The sequence below is a fragment of the Bacillus sp. 123MFChir2 genome (assembly GCF_000383235.1).
In the GTDB taxonomy this organism is placed as follows: Bacteria; Bacillota; Bacilli; order Bacillales; family Bacillaceae_G; genus Bacillus_A.
In genome coordinates, this window is sequence record NZ_KB910980.1 from 1 (window position 1) to 25,134 (window position 25,134).

Genomic DNA, 25,134 nt, shown 5'->3' on the forward strand with positions numbered 1-25,134 from the left:
GTTCCCGTGCTATTTGGCACAACATCAAATGCGGTGTTCAATCAGTTGTTCACAGCTATGATTGCCTACGTTTTACTAAAATTTCTTCACGTAAAAGGTAGTAAGAAAAAACATATCAAACCGTTGTCATTCGCAGGTTTCACACGCCTGTTTCTTTGTGATACTCTGCCGTTTGAGTGGAGAATTTGTTTGAAAGAAATACTGGCATTCCATCGGCAAATAAGTCAAATGGATACTGTATAATTTTGGTTAATCAACACGTGTGTAAAAATAACATTTATATGCAATGAATAATAAATGGTTGTGCGAAACATATATTTTTAGAAGGTCAATATAAAGGGTAATTAGAAGTTTTAAGAGGAAATTTGATTTATTAAAAAGCGAAGTTTGTCGATTTCAAAGTAGCAAAATTGAAAGGGGAAAAATAAAGAATTGCCGAATTATTTATATTGACTTGTTCTATATAAGGAACTAAAATTTACCTTAAATATAATAAATTGTATTTTTTTCATAACGGTATGCTTTTGCACGAAAAGATGTACATAGATAAATTTTAAAAAATCTCTGAATATATAAAGTGCGGAGGGAACCAAATGGAAAAAGAAATTAATCTAAAAAAGTTATTTAGTGTTATAAAAAGAAGACTATGGATCATTATCGTACTCACAATAATTACTACAGTGGCTGGTGCGGTCTATAGTATTCTTTTAAAAACTCCATTATACGCATATTCTGCAAGAATCATTATTCAAGCTAATAATGCTGAAATGATGAACACACTTAAAGTAATGATTAATGAGCCAGCTGTGTTAGAAAAAGTAGCTGCAGAATTGCATACTGACAGATCAGCAAGTGCATTAAGCGGACAAATCAGTACGGAAAGTGTACAAGGTTCTCAAGTAGTGAAAATTAATGTAGTGGATGCTGACCCCGAATTTGCAGCTAAAATTGCGAATACTACAGCGACAGTTTATAAGCAAGAAGTCTCCACTTTGTTAAATTTTAATAATGTTAGCGTTTTATCAGAAGCGAAAGCTTCGAAGTATCCTGTACCTATAAACATAAATCATTCAAATACAATAAGGCTTTTCTTTTTTATTGGCATCATATTAAGCATTGGCTTTGTGTTTTTACTAGATTCTTTGGATGATACTATTAAATCGGAGCGATCTATGGAGGAATTATTAGGAATTCCAACGTTAGGGGGCATTTCTAAAATGAATAAACGAAATATAGTAGACAAATATAGCAAAGGCAGATCAGTGGCATTAAGGGGGAACGGCAATTGGATTACACAAATAGAAGAAAAACAGACAAAATTAAGAAAGAAGGCCTAGTTACTTATTTGGCTCCAAACTCCAAGATTTCTGAACAATATCGTGCAATTCGTACAAATATTCAATTTGCATCCGTGAATCGTAAAACGCAGACGATTGTTATTACCTCTCCAGGTTCTAGAGAGGGGAAGTCAACTACTGTAGTTAATTTAGCTGTCTCAATAGCTCAGCAAGGGGAAAAGGTATTAGTCGTTGACGCAAATTTACGAAGCCCAGCCATTCATAAAATCTTCAACTTAGAAAATATGATTGGAATGACGGATATTTTAATCGGAAAAGCAACATTGGAGGGGGCTGTCATGCAAACGGAGGTTGGGAATCTCTCTGTATTAACAAGTGGTCCAGCCCCTTTTAACCCTGCAGAATTACTTAGCTCAGTACCGATGGAGAATCTAATTCAAAAAGCAATGGAACAATATGATTTTATATTATTTGACTCTCCGTCGGTTTTAGATGTAACTGATACGAGTATTTTAGCTGATCAGTGTGATGGAGTAGTATTAGTAATAAGCTGTAATCATACTGTAAATGAAGATGCAGTGGAAGCAAAACGAATCTTAAGTTTTACAAGAGGACGGTTAGTAGGTGCTATATTAAATAATAAAGTGTAAAAATTTTCGCAATACAATAAACTCCTATATTTGCTAAGTGTACACATACCTTATGTACGAATCAATCGTTACAGCCACTTTAACAAGAATTTCTCCATACATTACAAGCATATATTGAAATCATTTTTTGTTTCTTCTATGAAAGATTATTAAGAACATCCTTCCACTTTTAGACGCAGACTTCGTATTCTAAACTATAGCCAATTATTCATTATATATAAATACAAGTTGATTTTTTAACATATAAGTCTCTGCTATGCAGAACAAAACATAGCCGCTACTTGCTTTCTACCTTTGTTTTAAACTTTGCACGTGGCAGGAAAAGGAACTGACCGCTTCTATGCATGGCCAGATGCTTTCGTCCTCCCCTAAAAAGAAAGAAGTTTTTATGTTGGTTTTTTAATTTGGATATATATAATGTGGTGATGTCTCCTTACCGGTATCAATGGAGGAACTCGGTCATGCTGTGGGTTGCGATAAACCTTAGATGCTAGTCATCAAGAGTGTGATGTGAGGGCGGGTTAGATGCCCAATTTTTATTAAAGTTTTTAACTATGAGTTTTTTGAAAAAACCTTATAGTTAAAAATTTTAATTTTTAAAAAATTAACAACTAAAAGGGGGGAGTTTATGACATATCGTCAAAGATTATCGCTATTACTTTTAGTAGATTCACTCATAGTATTAAGTACAATTTTCTTTAGTTATTTTTTAGTGAATGCTAGTTTCCATGTTATTACGTTCTCATCAGTAATTAGCTCCATAACTTTACTACTCAGCCATCATTTATTTGCTTTTATTTACAAGTTGTACAAAAAGGCATGGGAATATGCAAGTATAGGAGAATTATTAATTATTTTTAAAGCAATCACATTTTCTGTTGTTATTACGGCTATAGTACAAGAAATATTTTTGAAAGGTATTTATTTTCGTTTGCTTGTTGTCACTTGGATGATTCACATTTTATTAATCGGAGGATCTCGTTTTGGTTGGCGGATGTTACGGGATGTATATTTTAAAAAAGGTGATACCAAAAAGAGAACTTTAATAATTGGTGCGGGCTCTGCTGGAACAATGATAACGAGACAATTGCTAAAGAATAATGATACAGAATTATTACCTGTTGCGTTTATTGATGATAATAAGAAAAAGCATAATCTTGATATTTTAGGTATTCCAGTAATTGGTGGTGTGAATCAAATTGAGCGTGCTGTTCACGATTTGAATATTGAAAGCATTATAATAGCAATCCCTTCTCTAAGTAAAAAAGGTTTGAATGCTATTTTTAAAGAATGTTCAAAAACAAAAGCGAAAACGCAAATTCTTCCTATGTTAGAAGATTTAGTGACAGGAAAAGTCTCAGTTAATGAGTTCCGTGATGTGCAAGTAGAAGATTTGTTAGGTCGAGATCCTGTTGAATTGGATATAAATAGCATTTCAGGATGTGTAACCGATAAAGTCATTCTAGTAACTGGTGCGGGTGGTTCAATTGGTTCAGAGGTTTGTAGACAAATTTCAAAATTTAATCCGAAGCAATTGATCTTATTAGGTCATGGTGAAAATAGTGTTTACTCAATTGAAATGGAATTGAAAGAGTTATATGGTGATACGAAGATTACGTTTATTTCAGAAATTGCAGATATACAAGACTATAAGAAGATGATATCGGTAATGAATCAATATCGTCCTCATGTTGTCTATCATGCTGCTGCACATAAACATGTACCGTTAATGGAATATAATCCAGAAGAAGCTGTAAAAAACAATTTGATTGGGACGATGAATGTTGCAGAAGCTGCAAGCTGGCACGATGTAGAAACGTTTGTCATGATTTCTTCGGATAAAGCAGTGAACCCAACAAGTGTTATGGGAGCAACGAAAAGGTTGTCTGAAATGATTATTCAGCATAAAGATAAAATGAGTCATACAAAGTTCGTTGCAGTTCGTTTTGGTAATGTATTAGGAAGTCGAGGTAGTGTAATTCCGCTATTTAAGAAGCAAATTCAAAAAGGTGGACCGGTTACAGTTACTCATCCCGATATGGTTCGTTATTTTATGACCATTCCGGAAGCATCAAGGCTTGTTATACAAGCTGGAGCTGTTGCTAAGGGGGGAGAAATTTTTGTGTTAGATATGGGAGAGCCAGTAAAAATTGTTGATCTTGCAAAAAATTTAATTAAACTATCTGGAAACTCTATTGAAGAAATAGGAATAGAATTCACTGGAATGAGACCAGGGGAGAAGCTTTTTGAAGAGTTGCTAAAAAATGACGAAATGAATGAAAAACAAATTTATCCGAGAATTTATATAGGGAAAGAAACGAATATTTATATAGAAGAAATTGAAAAAATTATTTCTACATACTCAGATTTAAATAAAGAAGAGTTGCGAAATAAACTATTACATTTGGCTAATAAACGTAATGTTTCAAAAGCTTTAATTCCGATATCTAGTTAAGAAAAGCAGTATTTTCATTGAAAATATAGTTGAATGGGTGTGGTCTAAGTGTCTAAGAGAGTTTTGTTTTGTGCAACAGTAGACTATCATTTCAAAGCATTTCATTTACCTTATATGAAATGGTTCACAGAGCAAGGCTGGGAGGTACATGTTGCTGCAAGTGGCAATATACAGCTTCCATATGTAGATAAAAAGTACGACATTCCTATCAAAAGATCTCCTTTAAAACTACAAAACTTTCATGCATACAAAGAGCTTACAGCAATCATAAATACAAATAAGTACAGTATTATTCATTGTCATACTCCAATGGGCGGAGTACTTGCTCGCCTAGCAGCAAGAACAGCAAGAAGAGAAGGAACAAAGGTAATGTATACAGCTCATGGATTTCATTTTTGTAAAGATGGTCCGCTTATAAATTGGTTTACATATTATCCAATTGAAAAAAGCTTAGCTCATTATACGGATTGTCTCATAACGATCAATAAGGAAGATTATAATCTTGCCGTGAAACATCGATTTAAAGCAGGGAGTATTGAACATGTTCATGGAATAGGTGTGGATACGGAACAATTTAGACCGATAACCGAGGCTCGTAAACGAAATTTAAAGGTGCAATTTGGTTTTAAGCCAGACAATTTTTTAATGTTTTATGCTGCAGAATTTAACAAAAATAAAAATCAGCAATTCCTGATTCAGTCATTATCTATATTAAAAAATGAAGTTCCGCATGCAAAGCTTTTACTTGCAGGAAACGGTCCATTAATGGAGGAGTGTAAAAAATTAGCTTCTCGTTTAGGAGTTACTGAGATGGTTCATTTTCTTGGTTATCGAAATGATATTGCTTCGTTATTACCAATGTGTGATCTTGCTGTTGCATCTAGTCTTCGCGAAGGTTTACCAGTGAATATTATGGAGGCGATGGCTTGCGCTCTTCCAGTTGTAGCTACTGATAATAGAGGGCACAGGGAGCTTGTTCTTAATGATGAAAATGGTTGGCTCGTAAGCCATGACAATATAGAAGAGATGTCTAATAAAGTAAAACTTTTTACGCAAAAGCCTGAACTGGGGCTTCAATTTGGGAGTACTGGGCGTAAGATAGTTGAAAATAAATACGCTATTCATGAAGTGTTAGAAGAGAAAGAAGATATTTATGCTATGTTCATGGGGGAAACGGAGGAATTAAAGTGGGCTTTCCATTAAGGATATTGCACGTAGTTGTAAATATGAATCGAGGTGGAGCGGAAACTTTAATTATGAATTTATACCGAAATTTAGATCGCTCTAAAGTCCAATTTGATTTTTTAACTTGTAAAGAAGGTGTATTCGATGAGGAAATAGCAGCGTTAGGTGGAAAAGTTCATAGGGTTCCATATGTTACCGATGTTGGACATACAGAATACATCAAAGGTCTAGATACTTTTTTTTCGTCTCATCAAGAATATAAAGTTGTGCACTCCCACATGGATAAAATGAGCGGATTTGTCCTGCGATCGGCTCAAAAAGCGGGTATACCAATTCGAATTGCTCATAGTCATAGTACGAGCAGTGAGGGCGGCATTGCGGCAAAAATGTATAAATGGTATGCAGGGAATTTTATTTTGCCATGTGCAACACATTTGTTAGCATGTTCGAATACAGCGGCTCAGTGGTTGTTTGCGGATCGAGCAAATATAGCTAAAATTTTAAAGAATGGAATAGAATGTGAGGAATTTTCGTTTTCTCCCAAAATTAGAAAACAGGTAAGAGAGGAACTGCAACTTCATCAAGATACTCTCGTAATTGGACACGTTGGGAGATTTGCTTATCCCAAAAATCATTCTTTTCTTGTAGATATGTTTGCTCAATTACTTTTACTAGAACCCAATTGCATTCTTTTATTAGCAGGAGATGGTCCACTTCGCTTACAGATGGAAAAAAAAGTAGAGGAGCTAGATTTAAGAGATAGTGTAAAGTTTCTTGGGATACGAAATGATATTAATCAGTTGCTTCAAGCATTTGATGTGTTTGTATTTCCATCTATTTATGAAGGTCTGCCGGTTACTCTTATAGAGGCACAAGGAGCAGGTTTACCTTGTATTATATCTGATGCTGTTACAAAGGAAGTTGATTTGGGTATGAATTTAGTTGAGTATTTCCCTCTGACTGATAAGAGAATATGTATAGAAAAAATAAAAAGCGTAGCATCTAGGGACTTATCGAGAAATATGCCAGATCAAGCGTTATCTAACAAAGGGTATGATATAAAAAAAACTGCGGAATTAACGCAAGATTTTTATTTAGCAGTGTCGAGGTGAATCAGTTGAAGAAGTTAACTATTTTTACGCCTACTTATAACAGGGCATATTGTCTTCATAAATGTTATGAAAGTTTAAAGCGTCAAACAAACAAGGATTTTATATGGTTAATTATAGACGATGGTTCCAGTGATCATACAAAAGAATTGGTAAGCAGCTGGAGAGCTGAAAATTGTATAGAAATAAACTATTATTGGCAGCAAAATCAAGGTATGCACGGTGCTCACAATACAGCTTATGAATTGATTGATACGGAATTAAATGTATGTATTGATTCTGATGACTACATGCCGGATGATGCTGTGGAAAAAATTCTTTCTTTTTGGATGAAATATGGAAGTGATGAAATCAGCGGCATAATTGGATTGGATTCATACACAGATGGACGAATCATTGGTTCGAAGTTACCTGGAAATCTTAAACGCACCACACTTTTTAATCTCTATAACAAGCATGATATAACGGGTGATAAAAAGCTTGTATATCGCACGGAACTGACGAAGCAGTATCCATACCCAATTTTTAAGAATGAAAAATATGTAGGATTAGCGTATAAGTACTATATGCTTGATAGACAATACGAAATGTTACTGATGAATGAAGTCCTTTGTTGTGTTGAATATTTGCCTGATGGTTCATCTATGAACATGCTAAAACAGTACCGGAGAAATCCAAAAGGTTTTGCTTTTTATCGTAAGGAGCTTATGAAGTTGCCGTTTGTAAGCCGATCATTTAAATACAGACAAGCTATTCACTATATATCTAGTAGTCTTATATCTAAAAATAGAAGGTTTATTAATGAGACACCATGTAAAATCCTTACATTTTTAGCCATTCCATTTGGGATTATACTTTATTGTTACATCACAGCAAAAACAAGAATGTTAGAAGTAACATAGGGATTTAGTACCATGTTGAAAGGAAATAACAAATGACCATACTTTGGATGAACCTCGCTATAGTGTTTATATTATCTTTTTTTGCTAGATATTTTGCTGTGCCTGTAACCACGGGGCATGCATTAATAAAGCCGAATCAATTACTGGTTTTAATGACCTCTCTATCGCTTGTGTTGGTAGCAGGGCTTCGAAGTAATATCGGGGATACATACTTTTATATGCATGCGTACACTGTTACTGATTTCAATTGGGAGTATATTCAAAAGAACAAGGACATGGGATTCAATATTTTTCAAATGGTTTTACAAAGGTATACAGATGATCCTCAGGTCATGGTTTTTAGTACTGCATTAATAACAAATGTACTAATCGTATTCATTTTATATAAGTATTCAAGGTTAATCGATTTAAGCTTATATGTCTATATCACATCTGGGATGTACTTAACATCAATGAATGGAATTAGACAATATTTAGCTGCAGCTATAATTTTTGCTGCCACCAAATATATCCTTGATGGTAACTGGAAAAAATACATACTCATTGTTCTGCTTGCATCAACATTTCATCAGAGTGCACTTGTTCTGATACCAATATATTTTTTAATTCGAAGAAAGGCTTGGTCATCAACAACGTTTATCCTTCTTTTTTTAGCGGTACTGATCGTAATAGGATTTAATCAATTTTCTGAAGTTTTCTTTGCTGCGATCGGGGATACTCAGTATGGTCACTATAAGGATTTTCATGAAGGTGGTGCCAATATACTTAGGGTTGCTGTTGATGCTGCACCGCTCATTCTTGCTTATCTTGGCAGAAAAAGACTTAGAGAGCTCTTTCCGAAGAGTGATTATATTGTGAATTTATCTTTATTAGGTACGGTTTTTATGCTTATTTCTACCCAAAATTGGATTTTTGCAAGGTTTGCCATTTATTTTGGATTGTACCAATTAATATTAATTTCTTGGGTTGTAAAGCTATTTACTAAAAAGGATCAGAAGTTTATCTATTATGCGATTGTAGTGTGTTATTTTGTTTATTTTGTTTATGAGCATGTAATTACTTTGAGAATTATTTATAAGAGTAATTTTTTGGGATAATAAAGGTTCAATATATGGAATCGATTATAAGATTGGGGTAGGTTTCAATGGTTAAGGCTAAAAAGACCACAAGAGTTTTGCACATTGTCAGTGCCATGAATCGAGGTGGTGCTGAAACGCTGTTGATGAATATATATAGAAATATAGACAAATCGCAAATTCAATTTGATTTTGTGTCTCACAGAACTGAGAAGTGTGACTATGATGAAGAAATAGCAGTATTAGGCGGTAAAGTCTATAGAATTCCAAGCTTAGGGCAAGTAGGGCCTTTTGCGTATATTAAAGAACTTACAAAGATAATGTCTGATAATCAATATGTAGCTGTACATGCACATACCGATTATCAAGGTGGCTTTGCTGCGGTGGCTGCGAAAATGGTAGGTATAAAGAAAAGGGTTTGTCATTCTCATAGTAATAATTGGCCTCAAGGATCTGGGATTAAAGCGAAAATTACCCTAAAGGTTTTGCAATCTATTATTAAATATGCTGGAACAGATTATTGTGCGTGCAGTATTGAAGCTGCACGTTTTTTATTTGGTGACGGAATAATTAACGATAATAGGGTAGAGTTGATCAAAAATGGAATAGAAATTAGCCAATTTACTGATGTGGACATAAGAGATGTTGCCAGTACGAGAAAAGAGCTTAATATACCAGATGAGGCGAAAATAATAGGTCATATTGGCCGTTTTTCAGAATCAAAGAATCATATTTTTATCCTACAAGTTCTAAAAGAAATTTTAAAGGGAGATACAAATTTTATCGCTGTTTTAGTGGGGGATGGTCCGTTAAAAAGCTCTATTGAATTAAAAGCAAAAGAACTAGGTATTTATAACAATATAAGATTTTTAGGAGTGAGGACAGATATACCAAGATTGTTGAAAGCATTCGATGTTTTCTTATTTCCTTCTTTATTCGAGGGTTTCGGTATTGTAACGTTAGAAGCGCAATGCTCAGGTACACCTTGTGTTGTTGCAGATACGATACCTAGAAATACTGATATGGATTTAGGGATAATCTCATTTATTAGTTTAAACGAAAAGCTTGAGATATGGTTTGAAGAAATTTATAAAGCTTTATCAAAAGAAAAACCTGAAAGACGAAAGATAATTAATAATATATCAAAATTAGGTTTTGATATTAATAGTAACATTCCCGATTGGTTATCGTTATATGGAATAGAGTGTAAAGAATATAGAGGATAATTTTGTTTCATCACCACTTTGCGTAACGCAATCGATTATAGTTGTCAGGGAAAGTAAGGAGCTATCGTAAGGGATAATAGAAGTTGACAATTGATTTTGTGAGGTATTTGATAATGAAAAAGAAAAAAATATTAATCACTTCTTTTGATATGGCAATCGGTGGCGTAGAACGAAGTCTGATTGGATTACTAAATAAGATTGATTACAGTAGATATGACGTAGATTTGATGTTATTTAAACACGAGGGAGAATTTTTCTCTTTATTACCAAAAGAACCAAATTTATTACCAGAAATACCTCAATACACTACCTTTAGAAAATCAATTAAACAAATACTGCAAGAGGGTAATACATCTATTGGTATAACAAGATTGATAGCGAGAGTGATGGGTATTTTACATGGTAAGTATATAAAGAGTGAAGAACCTGGATACTTGATTATTCAATACGGATGGAAAATGTCCCTGTCATATCTTCCAAAATTGGAGGAAGAATATGACGTTGCAATTAGCTTTTTATGGCCGCATTATTTCGTAGGTGATAAGGTCCGTGCAAAAAGAAAGATTGGCTGGATTCATACAGACTACTCAAACATACCGCTTAATAAACGTATGGAGGATCAAATGTGGAAGGGAATGGATAGTATTGTGGCGGTTTCTGAAAGTTGTAGGGAGTCATTTCTTAATATTTTTCCATACGTTAATAAAAGAGTAGAGGTTATCGAAAATATAATATCTCCTGAGTTTGTACGTGAACAATCGAATCAAGATGTTACACATGAAATGCCAGTAACTTCTAATCAGATAAAGCTGGTAACTGTAGGTAGACTTTCGCATGCTAAAGGGATTGATGATGCTATATATGCATTTCGAAAACTATTGAATCAGGGATACGATATGAAATGGTACATTGTTGGGTATGGTCCTTTAGAGGCTGAACTTAAAATATTGATAGATAAATTAGAACTTCAAGATAGATTTTTTCTACTGGGGAAGAAGACTAATCCTTATCCGTACCTAAAAGCGTGTGATATATATGTACAACCATCTAGATATGAAGGAAAGGCTGTGACAGTCCGTGAAGCACAAATTCTTGGAAAGCCTGTGCTTATAACTAATTTTCCAACTGCAAAAAGCCAGCTAGAGGATGGAGTAGATGGATGTATTTGTCCAATGGGTGTTGATGGAATTATCGAAGGTATAAAAAAATTAGTTGATGATGCCGAATTTCGAAATAAAATTGTCAACAATGTTAGTCAACGGAATTATGGTAATGAAGTAGAAGTGGAAAAGATATATAGGTTAATTGAGTGATAATATATAAATACAATTTGACTAATTAACACACAAGTCGCCGCCATGCCAAGCAAAAAGTGACATGCTACTTTCTTCCTCTCTTTGTTTGAACATCGCATGTGGAAGAAAAAGGCCCTGACCGTTTCTACGCATGGCCAGACGTCCTCGCCCACCTAAAAGAAAAGGGGGTTATGTCAGTTTTAAAATTTGGATTTATATAAGTTAATCCATAAAACTAATAAATCCTTATTGTTTCATAAAATATACTTGGAGGTATTATTTTTATGGATAATGTTTTAGTGTTAGATACGTCGGTAGGTTCCCTTAACAAGGGAGATGACATAATAATGAAGTGTATAAAATATGAGCTGAATGATATAACTAAAAACACATATGTTTTAACATTACCGACTCACGTTTCACCGTTTCATTGGTATCAAGTCGCAAGAGGATCACATAGAGTAAAGATTTATAGTGATGCTAAATATAAATTTGTAGGTGGTTCAAATTTACTAACAATGGACATGCTCACTCATTTTCCACAATGGAATATTAATATGTTTAATTGTGGTCCTTTGAAAGGTAGTATTCTAGTTGGTGTTGGTGCGGGAAAAGGTAATAAGATAAACGCATATACAAAAATGTTATATAAAAAAGTACTGTCACATGAATATATACATAGTGTTAGAGACGAAAGAACAAAAAAATTTTTAGAAGAAATGGGATTTAAGGTTTTAAATACAGGCTGTGCAACATTATGGTCACTTACACCTGAATTTTGTAAAGAGATTCCAGCTGAAAAATCAGATTCAGTTATTTTTACACTTACTCATCATTCAAAAGATCTTGAAAAAGATCAATTGTTGATAGATACACTGAATAAAAATTATAATAATATTTATTTTTGGATACAAGACGTGAAAGATTTAGAATACTTGAAACAATTGAGTGATATACAAAGAATAAAAGTTGTTCCCCCTACTATAGAAGAATATGAAAGTATACTTAATACAGATGTTGATTATATTGGAACAAGATTACACGGTGGGATATTTGCAATGAGACACAAAAAACGTGCAATAATTATTTCCATAGATGAAAGAGCCAAGGGCATGGGCGAGACATACAACCTTAATTTAATCGATAGGGCCGATTTTGATAATCTTGAAAAAATGATTAACTCAGAAATTATAACAGATGTTAAGGTGGATTTTGATGTGGTGGATCAATGGTTAAACCAATTTGCTCATTAACAAATCTTTTGTAATAAAGTGAAACTTTAATCAATGGGGGTATTACTGCACGTTAATGCGGGATAAAAGAGGAGATGTAATAGGTGGCTAAAATGAATAGTATAACTCTTGATAAAATTGTTGCAAAAAATAACAGGGTTGACTACTTTTTTAGTATTAAGGGGGACTTACAAAAATATTTTAAGGCAACTAATCATATGTTTCTTGAATACAACTATGATTTATCTGATATTCCAAATAGCATTTTAGCTATCCCGTTTGTTTCAAATGTAATTCCTCTCATGTGGATTACTGATTCAACAATATTGATAAACGAATTAGATAAAACTTTTTATGTATGTCTAAACAATATAAAGAATGCATATCAAAATATGTTCCCTAATGTCGAATTTAAAGGTTCTATTGTTGTAGATAAAGTTGTTGAAAATACTTATACTCCTGAACTTGAAGCAGCATCCCTGTTTAGTGGAGGTCTTGATGCACTTACTACCTTTATAAGAATAAAGGATAAAAAACCGTTATTAATTACTGAATATGGATGGCATGAAGACGATATAGAGAACAGTGATGTATGGAAAGCTGATAAAGAAAATGCTATAAATTTCGCAAAAGGTCAAGGATTAGAAAATATCCTAATACAATCTAATTTTGGTACGTTTATAATTGCAGGGAATATTGATCGTGATTTCAGAGAGAAGTTGGAAGATACGTGGTGGCATGGATTACACCATGGCTTAGCGATAATATCTGCAGCAATTCCTATAGCTTTCAAGCTTAAGATAAAATGCATATACATTGCAAGCTCTAATTCACCTCTATATCAAGTTACTTGTGCGTCTGATCCAACGGTGGACAATGAAATAAAGTATGCATCAGGTAAGGTTTTTCATGATGGATACGAACTCACAAGGCAAGATAAGGTTAAGGTGGTTGTTGATCATTATTCAGCTATTAAGAAATCGATTAATATCAGAGTATGTTTTAAAAATGAAGAAAATTGCTGTAAATGCGAAAAATGTTTAAGAACTATTATGGGAATTATTGCTGAAGGACAAGATCCTCGGGACTATGGCTTTAATATTCCGAATGATCTTTCTAAGTACGTTAAAACTGCTTTGAATAATGAGGTGAAGTTTTTTACCAATACATTCATTATTATTTATTGGAATATAATTCAAATTCGGATGAAGGAAAATTACAGTAACGTATTATATAAGGATTTGCTAGATTGGTTTTTAGATTATGATTTCAAAACACAGCGAAGAAAAGCATTACTAAAATATAGAGTAACAAAGTTCTTTCCTATTTTGAAACGAAAGATTAGTACTAAATTAAGTAGAATACTTGCACAAAACAATTAGAATTAGAAGGTATTATTATGAGAATACAAAATTCTTTAAAGAATATGTTATTCGGTTTGTCAGGGCAAATCATTAGTATTGGTATGGGATTCATTGTTAGAACCGTTTTTATTTATACACTAGGTATAGGTTATCTCGGCGTAGATGGACTATTTACAAGTATATTAATGATGTTGTCACTAGCTAACTTAGGTTTTGATACTGCTATAATTTATAGTTTGTATAGACCTTTAGCTGAGAATGATAGTTATAAAATACAAGCATTAATGAATCTGTATCAAAATGCATATAGATTAATAGGATTAATCGTTTTATTGATCGGATTATCGTTATTACCATTCCTTCCTCATTTAATGAATGGCGAGACTAAGATAAATAATATTAACATAATTTATGTGCTGTTTTTATTAAGTTCAGTTTCATCATACTATTTTGTGTATAAACGATCGATTCTTATCGCTGATCAGCGTAATTATATTATTTCTAAAATACACAGTGTATTCATAATTATATCCCACTCTTTACAAATTATTTTATTAATAATTATAGGAAATTACATTGTATTATTAATAATTCAATTGGCATTAAGCGTAATTGAAAATATATATATTGCAAATAAAGCAAATAAATTATATCCGTATCTACAAGGGAAAAATAATGCAAAATTATCGAAAGAGGACAGAAAGCTTTTCTTTGAAAACTTGTATGCTTTATTTTTATACAAAATTAGTGGTGTGGTAATTAATGGGACTGACAATATTGTTATCTCTAAATTTATTGGGATTACTTGGGTCGGAATATTCTCTAATTATTTATTGATTCTAAACACATTAAATACTTTGTTGGGATATTTATTTTATTCGATTACTGCCAGTGTTGGAAATTTAAATGTAAAAGAAAATGAAGAAAAAAAATATTTTATCTTCCGCACGTTGAATTTTTTGAATTTTTGGATATATGGATTCTGTACTGTTTGTCTTTGGAATTTAATAAATCCATTTATAACTTTATGGTTAGGTGAGCATTATGTGTTTAATAAGTGGATAATATTTTCAATAATACTAAATTTTTTTACTGCTGGAATGCAAAATACTTCTACAACTTTTAGAGAAACAACTGGTTTATTTAAAAAAGGAAAATATAGACCTATTATAGCGGCAGTTATAAATATTGTAGCTTCAATAATTCTTGCAAAACAAATAGGAATTGCAGGTGTATTTTTTGGCACCGTCATTAGCAGGCTGTGCACTTATTTCTGGTACGATCCTTATGTGGTATATAAATTTGTTTTCAAAAAGTCGGTAAAACTATATTTTGTTAGATATAGTTTGTTTGTATTACTAGTTTTTGCTTCTATATTAATAACGGATATTCTTGGTGGTATCTTCAATACTCATATACTCATAAACATGGTAATACGCGGAATTTTGTGTCTTGTAATTCCAAATATTATTTTTTTTATGCTATTTAGAAAATCTGAGGAATTTAAATATTTACAAAATACGGTAAAATTATTGATAAAAAAAATGACATCTAAGTTATCAGTTCACAAAGCTTCTAATAACAATTATTTGTGAAAAAATCTTTTAATAGTCACAGATATAATGTCGATAGGTGGAGTTTATCTCGATGAGGCCATTAACATGGCTGTGTCATTTACTACCTGTGTGCACAAAAAACGGATAGTAGGAAAAGAGGGAATGCCCCTTTAGTAAAGAAAAAAGAGCTATATTTTGTTTGTATAGGGGCCTTTAAGCTATTTTCTAAATGGTAAATTGTGTAGTGTTGTTTTCTTACAAAAAGGTAGTTTTAACTATATTGATATCCAATCAATTCACCTCATTAAACATAATATATAGAAAACTAAGAAAGAGGTGTAAATTGATGTGGTTAATCTTGGGAATCTTAGTGACTTAGATTTAACAACAAAGTTGCCTTCTAATAATGATGTTTTGACTTATGATAGTACTAAATCAAAATGGGTTCCAAAATATCCAAAAGATACAACTAATTCAAGCACGTATGTACTTGAATTAAATAGATGGAATGTTAAAAATGACGGAACTGATGCTGTAAACACTTCTCAAGGTATTAATAATGCTTTCGTTTGGGCGTCTCAACAAGGATATACAGAAGTTGTATTACCAAAAGGAACGTACTTGATTGAGAAAAATACCCCGATTGAACCACCAAGCTACCTAACGATCAATTTGAATGGTGCAACTTTAAAGATGGAAACAAACAACTTGACGGGATATGCGATTGTGAGTTTCCGTAACAATCAAGTGTATTCTAGGGTTACAAATGGCGTTATCCAGGGAGATAAAGATACACATGATTACTCTAGTGGAGGAACACATGAGGGAGGATATGGCATTGAATTGGGGAGTTTTACTCCGAGTGCAGATGGAGGGAATAATACAAGATTTGTATTGTTAGATAATCTAAATATCTTGGATTGTACAGGAGACGCCATTACACTTAATAGTACTTTTGGTCAGATTGCACCTTTTCCAACATCATTAGCTAGTTCGTTTGAACAAGGTTCAATTAGTACAACAGACGGTTCGTTAGTAAGTAGTACGACAAAGATACGATCCACATTACAAATTGATATGAAACAAGCTGCTATTGTAAAGTATGGTTACTTCGGTCTTTATGGAAATGGATTTGGCGGTTTAGGTCCCGATATAACATGTGATTATTATGATGTTATTTTTTATAATTCAAGTAACGAATTTATATCTGCTAAAACTAATGTGCAATTTTTTGATGAAGTCGAAGTTCCTAATGGAGCAAGCTATGCTAAAGTCGTTCTTCATCAAAGTACTGTTCCTGTTCCTGCAAATTGTTTAATAAATGTTCGGGTCCCTTCTTTTTCTCAATATACGTATATTGAGAAATGTAATTTACACAATTGTCGTAGACAAGGGATTAGTATAAGTGGTGCAAAGAATGTGTATATACGGGATAATGACATTCATCACATTGCAGGCACTGATCCACAAAGTGGAATTGATGTTGAAGATGGATATGATTTGAACCAATATATCCATATCGAAAGAAACAATTTTCATGACAATCAAAAATATAACATTATCGTTGTAAATGGGAAATTTATTTATATAGTAAACAATTCTATTATGAATACTATTTCAAATGCTTATGTTGGGATAACTATTAATGGTGGCGCAGATAGAGTAATTGTAATAGGGAATAATATCCGACTAACAAAGGTCTCTTTATCAGGAGATGTTATTTTCTCTAACAATTATGTGTATGGCGCACAAATAAATGCTCAAGGTGCATATGCAAACAAGTCTATTAATATATTTGATAATGTTTTTTGTAATAGTAAAATGATTATTGATACGTCTTTTGCTTATGTAGTTAAAGTTGATTCTTGTCGTTTTTTAAATGATGCAGATAAACTAAACTCCTTGTCATCATTGTATCAGTGGACTCTAGAGGTAAAAAATGAGCCGCAAACGATATCGAACTGCATGTTTGAAGGACAAGATGTGTTATATTTCAATTATTCAACAGCAGGAACATTTAAACCAGGTTGGATTTTTGAAAATACAATATTTAAAAATGTAAAAAATCCAACTTTATTTGCAGGAACATATACAAATTGTTTCTTTAAAGATATTCTGCTTTTAGGTGTACAATCAAGTACAACAAATTCATTGGAATTAAGAGGTTGTAAGATCATTAGCACGGATATAAATAATACGTTACTTACAGTAAACAATTTCAAAGCATTCAAGATGATAAATTGCTATATTGAAAAACAAAATGGAACAGTCTTAAATATTCAAAGCGTATCTGATGATATATTGTTAAGTGGAAATGTTATAAAAATTACAAATGATACCCTTCAAAGGGCCATTATTATTTTAGATGCAGCATTTGCAGGTAAACAAGCAGTAATTCAAAATAACAATGTAACTGCTTCGAATTTAACACAAGTTGGAATTGATAATAGAACAATAAGTAGTATTCTTCAACTTGTAATTCAAAATAACGTGTTAAATAATGCAACAATGATAATTACAGGGAAGGAATTTTTGCAAGAAAATATTGTTAACGGTGTAACAGACCCGTACTACAGTATGACAAACATTCCAACAGTAGGTTATTTTAGATTAGGACAAGAAGTGAAAAATTCAAATCCGACTGCAGGAGGATACATTGGATGGGTTTGTATAATAGCAGGATATGCAAATAACCAATCGTGGATGGCATCTAAAAATTATACGAAAGGTAGTAGGATTAATTTTGGTAATCATGTTTATGAAGCATTAAATACAGGTACATCATACACAACCATGCCTACCTTTTCGCTGGTTTCCGGTAGTACGGTTACTGATAATAATATTATATGGAAGGAAATTGGGGTATTAGCAGTATTCAAAACATTCGGATCTATAAACACATAATATGTTTATTTCCTGTTTGATATTAATATAGCAATAGAGAAAAACTACTATGTTCTTTTAATAAATATAGTAGTTTTTTTATTTACATGTAGATTCTTAAAATTCTAGGAGCAATTATTGGATAGTAATAATAAAAAGAATTACATCTGATTACGTCAAGCTAATGGTACGGAATACATATATAAATACAAATTGAAAAAATGACATAAAACCAATTTTTTAGAGGAGGAGACGAGAGCAACTGGCCATGCATAGTGGCGGTCAGCTCCTTTTCCTGCCACTTGCAAAGTTTAAAACAAAGATAGACAGCAAGTCTCTGCCATGTTTTGTTCTGCATAGCGGAGACTTAGATGTTAAAAAGTCAACTTGTATTTATATAGTAAGAGAGGCCAAGAGGTGAAAGGAGACATACGAATTCATGGGAATTTCAAAAAGTGAGACGAAAATGCTAAAAGGAGTAGCTATTTTAATGATGTTGTTACTTCATCTATTTGGCAGGAAAGAGATTAATGGATTGTATGAGGTCTTTCTAACAATCAACGGAATTCCCTTTGTTTATTATTTAGCATTATTTGCTGATGCGTGCGTATCTATATATTGTTTTGTAAGTGGCTATGGTTTATTTGTAACTTTTGATAAAGAACAGAAATTAAATGTAATGCAGAACTTTATACGTATCTTAAAATTGCTAATTAACTATTGGATAGTACTCGTAATATTTATTGTTGTTGGATTTCTTGCAGGTAAGGGCGAGTTCATCCCAGGTAATCTAGTTACGTTTTTTCTCAATTTCTTTGTACTATCATCCTCATATAATGGTGCATGGTGGTTCTTGCAAACATATATTATTCTTGTCTTTTTGGCACCTTTTCTTACAAAGTTAGTTAGAAATTATAATTCATTGAGTTTGCTAATCATTTTTTTGGCGCTATATTTAACGAGTTATATTCAGCGTATTAAACATGTCTTCGATTTTGGGGATTATATAGTCCTAAATTCGTTTGTAAATGCTATGGTATTGCTTGGTACCTCTTTACTGCCATTCATTGTGGGTTCTATTTTTGCAAAAGAAAAGATGTATTTGAAACTATATAGTTTGTGTCATAACTTATCTTATAAGAATACGTTATGTTTTATTGGTATAGTTATGTTGGTGGTTATCCATTCTTTATACGAATCTATGATTATAGCACCTTTTACAGCTATTGCGTTTATATGTTTTTTTAATCTTATGGATAAAAGCAATTTCATACAACGGATATTTACCTTTTTTGGTAACCACTCAACAAACATATGGTTAACTCATATGTTTTTTTATATGTCAATTTTTCCAAAGCTTACATTTGCACCTCGATATCCAATTATAATATTGGGTTGGTTGATAGTAATGTGCCTTGCGTCATCATATGTAATAAATTTCATATATCAGCATATAATACGAAATATTGAAAAAAGAAGCATTATTATACGTGAGAATCAAAAAGCGATTGGTTAGAAGGGTTAACTTAAACTAGTCCATTACAAAATTTTTAGAGGGTTGTGAAGCTCAACAAACGAATTGAGCTGTTTTTAGTATTACATGTAAACCTATAGAACAGAGAAAATTCAAAAAATGATAATCGCTTTGGGAGGGAAGAATATATGAAAATTCTAATCACAGGCGGAGCGGGTTATATCGGCACTCACACATGTGTAGAACTACTAAATGCTGGTTATGAAATCATTGTGGTAGACAATTTTTCAAACAGTAAACCAGAAGCTTTAAATCGCGTTCGTAAAATCACAGGAAAAGATTTTAGATTTTATCAGGTAGGTTTACAAGATAAGGATGAATTAGATCAGATTTTTTCAGAAAATTTGATTGATGCTGTTATTCATTTTGCGGGATTGAAGTCAGTTGGTGAGTCAGTTTCTTTACCGCTTTGGTATTACGAAAATAATGTGACAGGAACCCTTAGGTTGTGTGAAGTGATGAAAAAATATGGTGTAAAAAAGCTAGTCTTTAGTTCTTCAGCTACAGTATATGGAATGCCGGAATATGTACCGATATCTGAAGCTTGTTTACTTGGAGCAACGAACCCTTATGGACGTACAAAACAGATGATAGAAGAAATATTACGTGATCTGTATGTATCTGACCATGATTGGAGCGTTGCTCTTTTACGCTATTTTAACCCTATTGGAGCGCATAAAAGTGGAGAAATTGGAGAAGATCCAAGTGGCATTCCAAACAATCTTATCCCATATATTACACAAGTGGCTGTAGGAAAGTTAAAAGAATTAAAGGTTTTTGGTAATGACTATCCAACACAAGATGGAACAGGTGTAAGAGATTATATACATGTTGTAGATCTTGCAATTGGACATTTGAGAGCTCTTGAAAAAATATTGGGATTTAATGGGGTAGAAATATATAATTTGGGGACTGGTCGTGGGTATAGCGTATTAGAAATAATTACTGCTTTTGAAAAAATCTTAGGTAAGAGAATTCCCTATAGAATTGTAGATCGCCGTCCTGGTGATGTGGCTGTTTCTTATGCAGATGTAACAAAGGCCAACCTAGAGTTAGGATGGGTTGCCAAAAGAGGTATTGAAGAGATGTGTGAAGATTCATGGAGGTGGCAGTCAAGTAATCCAAACGGTTATGGGAAAGTTGATGCACTAAATATGAGTGGTGGGAGAGAGGGAAGTTGAAGTTAGGAAAAGTTTTTTTCAATTTGTTGTGAAATATAAAATGAAATATTTTCATACGATTTATTTAGATAAATACAAGTTGATTTTTTAACATATAAGTCGCTGCTATGTAGAACAAAACATGGCTGCTACTTGCTTTTTACCTTTGTTTTAAACTTTGCAAGTGGCAGGAAAAGGAACTGACCGCCTCTATGCATGGCCAGTTGCTCTGGTCTCCTCCCTTAAAAAAAGCGGTTTTTATGTCATTTTTTCAATTTGTATTTATATATAAGAATGTATTCACAAAAAATCTTGGTAAGGAGCATGATTACTAATGAAGAGACTCTTTGATTTGGTCATATCTTTGCCGTTATTATTCTGTTTTTCTTCAGTTATTCTTGTGGTCGCCATTCTAGTTAAATTGAAATTAGGATCTCCTATACTGTTTAAACAACAGCGTCCGGGATTACATGGTAAACCTTTTTATCTTTACAAATTTCGTACAATGACTAATGCAAAAGATAGTAATGGTGAGTTCTTACCTGATGAAGTTAGATTGACCTCGTTTGGAAAATTTCTCAGAAAATGTAGTATAGATGAGTTACCGCAACTTTTAAATGTTGTGAAGGGAGATCTAAGTTTAGTAGGACCGCGCCCCTTATTAATGGAATACTTACCTTTATATTCTAACGAACAAGCTAAACGACATCATGTAAGACCTGGAATTACTGGTTGGGCTCAAGTAAATGGGAGAAATAGTATATCATGGGATGAAAAATTTAAATTAGACATATGGTATGTTGAACATCAAAACTTTCTATTAGATTTAAAAATTTTATATTTAACCGTTATTAAAGTTTTAAAAACAGAAGGTATACAAAATGATAATCACGTAACTATGCCAATTTTTAAGGGGAGTATAAAACATGGTGAAAGATAATATGAATATCTTGTTTACTAGTTCTGGTAGGAGAGTAGCTTTAATAAAAAAGTTTAAAGAGTCATTGATACAAGAACAAATTTCTGGAAATATTATTACTGCTGACTTAAAAATGACTGCTCCGACTGTTTATTTTAGTGACAACCATTATATTGTTCCAAGAGTAACTGAAGAAAGATATATAGAGGAGCTTTTAACAATATGTCAAAAAGAAAAGATTTGTTTAATCATTCCTTTAATTGATACAGAATTGCTTCTTTTAGCTAAAAATAATCAGCTTTTTGAAGAAATTGGTGTGAAAGTATTAGTTTCTAGTAAAGAATTAAATGAGATATCTAATAATAAAATAAACACTTATAATTTTTTTGCTTTTCATAATATACTTACTCCTAAAGTATATAGTGATGAAGAAATTAATGAAAAAAAGTATCAATTTCCATTATTGATTAAGCCGCGTAACGGCAGTTCTAGTAAAGGTGTTACAAAAATTAGAAATGAGCAGGAGTTGAATTTTTTTAAGGATTACATACCTAATGCGATGGTCCAAGAGTATGTTTCGGGAGAAGAATATACAATAGATGTAATGGTAGATTTCGATAGCAATATAAAAACTATCGTTCCTAGATTACGCATAGAAACGCGAGCAGGGGAGGTAAGTAAAGGGGTTACTAAGAAAGATATGGAAATCATAAAAGCAGCAGAGAAGGTTGTTGGATTTTTGCCTAATCCCATTGGTTGTATTACTTTGCAATGTTTTAAAAAGGAAAATGGAGAAATTACATTTATTGAAATAAATCCTCGCTTTGGTGGAGGAATCCCATTATCAATAGAAGCAGGAGCAAATTTTCCTCTCTGGACAATTAAAATGTGTCAAGGGGAAGTTTTTAAAGAAAAAGATTTCAATTGGAAAGAAAACTTTACGATGCTTAGATATGACGATGCAGTCTTTATGGAGAATATACAACATGTTAATTAAGGCAATTGTTTTTGATATGGATGATACTTTATATAGGGAAAAAGATTATATCATAAGCGGTTTTAAAGCGGTGGATCATTGGTTGAAAAACAGATATAAAAAAACTGGGTTTTATAATGTTGCTATTCAATTATTTGATTCTGGGGAAAAAAAATTTATTTTTAATAAGGCACTTCAGCAATTAAATATTAATTATGATGAAAAACTGATTAGTGATATGTTAGAACAGTTTAGGTCTCACGAACCGGATATTCAATTATTAGAAGAAGCTGAATGGGTATTACATAATTTAATTCATACTATAAAAATTGGACTTATTTCAGATGGTTATTTAATTCCCCAAGAAAAAAAAGTCAATGCATTAAAGTTAAAAGAAAAGTTTCATTCCATAGTTCTTACTGATAGATTTGGTAAAGAGCATTGGAAGCCAAGTCAAATTCCTTACCAACAAATGAGTATGGAACTTCAAATTCCTCATCATCAGTGTGTTTATATAGGAGATAATTCAACTAAAGATTTTATAACGGCTAAAAAGTTAGGGTGGACAACAGTTCATATTAATAGGAAGAATGGTATCTACTATAATCTTGAAGTCGAACAAGAATATACAGCACATTACATAATTAATGACTTAAGAAAATTGTCAAGTATACCTGAATTAAAGCATATGTTTTTAGGTGCATAAAATCTAATTATGTATAAAAGGTTGTGCTTATATGGAAATAGTTAAAAATAAAAAACGAATCTATCTCTCTTCTCCGCACATGAGTGGCAATGAGCAAAAATATATTCAAGATGCATTTGATACAAATTGGATTGCTCCTCTTGGTCCAAATGTAGATGCTTTTGAAAGGGAACTTGCATCAGTTGTTGGAGTTAAGGGTGCTGCCGCGGTTAGTTCGGGCACTGCTGCTATTCATTTAGCTCTGCGGTTATTGGATGTCCAAAAAGGAGATAGGGTATTTTGTTCAAGTCTTACTTTTGTAGCAAGTGCCAATCCAATTGTATATTTAGGGGCTGAACCAATATTTATTGATTCAGAACCAAAAACTTGGAATATGTCACCTCAAGCATTGGAGCGTGCGTTACGTGATGCGGATGAAGACGGGACATTGCCAAAAGCTATTATCGTTGTTCATTTATATGGACAGAGTGCCAAGATGAATGAAATTCTTTCATTATCTAAAAAATATAATGTTCCTGTAATTGAAGATGCAGCAGAATCGCTTGGATCTACATATAAAGGAAAAGTAAGTGGTACATTGGGGGATTTTGGCGTATATTCATTTAATGGTAATAAGATTATTACCACTTCTGGTGGAGGGATGCTTGTTTCTAATGACATTGATGCATTACATCAAGCTCGGTTTTTAGCGACCCAAGCAAGAGATACAGCACTCCATTACCAGCATAGTGAGATAGGTTACAATTATCGAATGAGCAATATATTGGCTGGTGTTGGAAGAGCTCAATTAGAGGTATTAGATGAGAGAGTAAGGGCTAGAAGATTTATATTCGAGCGTTATTATGAAGAATTATCCAGCCTGCCTGGATTGTACTTTATGCCCGAGTTAGAAAATACTTCGTCGAATCGCTGGCTTACAACGTTAACGATCGATGAAAAAATAGCAGGCGTATCAATTGAATTATTGCTAGAGGCTTTAGCTAAAGAAAATATTGAAGCTCGTCCGGTTTGGAAGCCGCTTCATTTGCAGCCGCTTTTTGAAGGAAGGAAATATTATCCTCATAGTATAAATAATCATGTGTCGGAGCAGTTATTTAAAAGGGGTATATGTCTTCCTTCTAGTTCGAACATGGCAGATGAGGATCAACGACGGGTCATTCAATGTGTAAAAAACGTCTTATAAAATACAGTTCCCTATGTAGAAGCAGGAGGAGCTTCTTCTATGTGGTTTTTTTAATTTGGATATATATAAATACAAGTTGACTTTGTAACATCTAAGTCGCTGCTATGCAGAACAAAACATGGTCGCTACTGAGGCCACTGAAAAAGTCTTCATAGAAAAAACGAAAGCTTCCTCGATGAAATCGAGGAAGCTTTCGTTTTTTTCATGTATAATAGTTGTAATAATTCTAGGTGGTGTCTCGGATGATTTCAAAACAACAATCTCTTAACCTTAGCCCATTCATGGCGATTTACGATATCGTCATACCAAAAGATAATATGCTCCGTCAATTTAATGAAATGGTAGATTTTTCTTTTGTTTTAGAGGAACTGAAAAGTAAATATTGTCTCGATAATGGCCGCAACGCAGTGCCGCCCGTTCGTATG

Annotated in this window: 19 protein-coding genes and 2 pseudogenes; all 21 read left to right on the top strand. The window is 32.8% G+C overall.

Annotation, left to right across the window (positions count from 1 at the left end; translation table 11 throughout):
• Positions 1–243 (top strand): annotated as a pseudogene (locus tag H280_RS26635) (IS4 family transposase); the annotation flags it as partial.
• Between the two features lie 350 nt (positions 244–593).
• Positions 594–1,337, top strand: coding sequence for a YveK family protein (locus H280_RS0120300; RefSeq protein ID WP_020062953.1), 744 nt, complete (start codon positions 594–596; stop codon positions 1,335–1,337).
• Positions 1,286–1,948: a CpsD/CapB family tyrosine-protein kinase gene (locus tag H280_RS0120305; RefSeq protein WP_020062954.1), complete on the top strand. Its 663-nt coding sequence runs from the start codon at positions 1,286–1,288 to the stop codon at positions 1,946–1,948. Before H280_RS0120300 ends, H280_RS0120305 begins: the two co-directional genes overlap by 52 nt.
• Before the next feature lie 628 nt (positions 1,949–2,576).
• Complete coding sequence (locus H280_RS0120310; protein ID WP_020062955.1) at positions 2,577–4,403, top strand: polysaccharide biosynthesis protein; 1,827 nt, start codon at positions 2,577–2,579, stop codon at positions 4,401–4,403.
• A gap of 48 nt (positions 4,404–4,451) precedes the next feature.
• Entirely contained in the window at positions 4,452–5,606 is a 1,155-nt protein-coding gene (locus tag H280_RS0120315) for a glycosyltransferase family 4 protein (RefSeq protein WP_020062956.1), read from the top strand.
• Positions 5,591–6,700 (top strand): glycosyltransferase family 1 protein, encoded by a 1,110-nt coding sequence (locus H280_RS0120320; RefSeq protein WP_020062957.1) that lies wholly within the window; start codon positions 5,591–5,593, stop codon positions 6,698–6,700. Before H280_RS0120315 ends, H280_RS0120320 begins: the two co-directional genes overlap by 16 nt.
• Before the next feature lie 5 nt (positions 6,701–6,705).
• Positions 6,706–7,599, top strand: coding sequence for a glycosyltransferase family 2 protein (locus tag H280_RS0120325; protein ID WP_020062958.1), 894 nt, complete (start codon positions 6,706–6,708; stop codon positions 7,597–7,599).
• A gap of 32 nt (positions 7,600–7,631) precedes the next feature.
• Entirely contained in the window at positions 7,632–8,696 is a 1,065-nt protein-coding gene (locus H280_RS0120330; protein WP_020062959.1) for an EpsG family protein, read from the top strand.
• Positions 8,697–8,743: 47 nt separating this feature from the next.
• Positions 8,744–9,901: a glycosyltransferase family 1 protein gene (locus H280_RS0120335; RefSeq protein ID WP_020062960.1), complete on the top strand. Its 1,158-nt coding sequence runs from the start codon at positions 8,744–8,746 to the stop codon at positions 9,899–9,901.
• Between the two features lie 113 nt (positions 9,902–10,014).
• Positions 10,015–11,214, top strand: a complete 1,200-nt coding sequence (locus tag H280_RS0120340) for a glycosyltransferase (protein WP_020062961.1) — start codon at positions 10,015–10,017, stop codon at positions 11,212–11,214.
• Between the two features lie 266 nt (positions 11,215–11,480).
• Positions 11,481–12,449 (top strand): polysaccharide pyruvyl transferase family protein, encoded by a 969-nt coding sequence (locus H280_RS0120350; protein WP_020062963.1) that lies wholly within the window; start codon positions 11,481–11,483, stop codon positions 12,447–12,449.
• Positions 12,450–12,541: 92 nt separating this feature from the next.
• Positions 12,542–13,810 carry a hypothetical protein gene (locus H280_RS0120355; RefSeq protein WP_028411324.1) on the top strand — a complete coding sequence of 423 codons (1,269 nt, stop codon included), beginning with the start codon at positions 12,542–12,544 and terminating at the stop codon, positions 13,808–13,810.
• Between the two features lie 17 nt (positions 13,811–13,827).
• Positions 13,828–15,387 (top strand): lipopolysaccharide biosynthesis protein, encoded by a 1,560-nt coding sequence (locus H280_RS0120360; protein WP_020062965.1) that lies wholly within the window; start codon positions 13,828–13,830, stop codon positions 15,385–15,387.
• Positions 15,388–15,696: 309 nt separating this feature from the next.
• Positions 15,697–18,252, top strand: coding sequence for a right-handed parallel beta-helix repeat-containing protein (locus tag H280_RS0120365; RefSeq protein ID WP_020062966.1), 2,556 nt, complete (start codon positions 15,697–15,699; stop codon positions 18,250–18,252).
• Positions 18,253–18,670: 418 nt separating this feature from the next.
• Positions 18,671–19,747 carry an acyltransferase family protein gene (locus H280_RS0120375; protein ID WP_020062968.1) on the top strand — a complete coding sequence of 359 codons (1,077 nt, stop codon included), beginning with the start codon at positions 18,671–18,673 and terminating at the stop codon, positions 19,745–19,747.
• A gap of 146 nt (positions 19,748–19,893) precedes the next feature.
• Positions 19,894–20,946, top strand: coding sequence for a UDP-glucose 4-epimerase GalE (gene galE / locus H280_RS0120380; protein ID WP_020062969.1), 1,053 nt, complete (start codon positions 19,894–19,896; stop codon positions 20,944–20,946).
• A gap of 313 nt (positions 20,947–21,259) precedes the next feature.
• On the top strand, positions 21,260–21,865 hold the full coding sequence (locus tag H280_RS0120385; RefSeq protein WP_020062970.1) for a sugar transferase: 606 nt from the start codon (positions 21,260–21,262) through the stop codon (positions 21,863–21,865).
• Positions 21,852–22,841 (top strand): ATP-grasp domain-containing protein, encoded by a 990-nt coding sequence (locus H280_RS0120390; RefSeq protein ID WP_020062971.1) that lies wholly within the window; start codon positions 21,852–21,854, stop codon positions 22,839–22,841. Before H280_RS0120385 ends, H280_RS0120390 begins: the two co-directional genes overlap by 14 nt.
• On the top strand, positions 22,831–23,526 hold the full coding sequence (locus H280_RS0120395; protein ID WP_020062972.1) for an HAD family hydrolase: 696 nt from the start codon (positions 22,831–22,833) through the stop codon (positions 23,524–23,526). The genes H280_RS0120390 and H280_RS0120395 overlap by 11 nt, the downstream gene beginning before the upstream one ends.
• 31 nt (positions 23,527–23,557) lie before the next feature.
• Positions 23,558–24,709 (top strand): DegT/DnrJ/EryC1/StrS family aminotransferase, encoded by a 1,152-nt coding sequence (locus tag H280_RS0120400; RefSeq protein WP_020062973.1) that lies wholly within the window; start codon positions 23,558–23,560, stop codon positions 24,707–24,709.
• Positions 24,710–24,951: 242 nt separating this feature from the next.
• Positions 24,952–25,134 (top strand): annotated as a pseudogene (locus H280_RS0120405) (IS5/IS1182 family transposase); the annotation flags it as partial.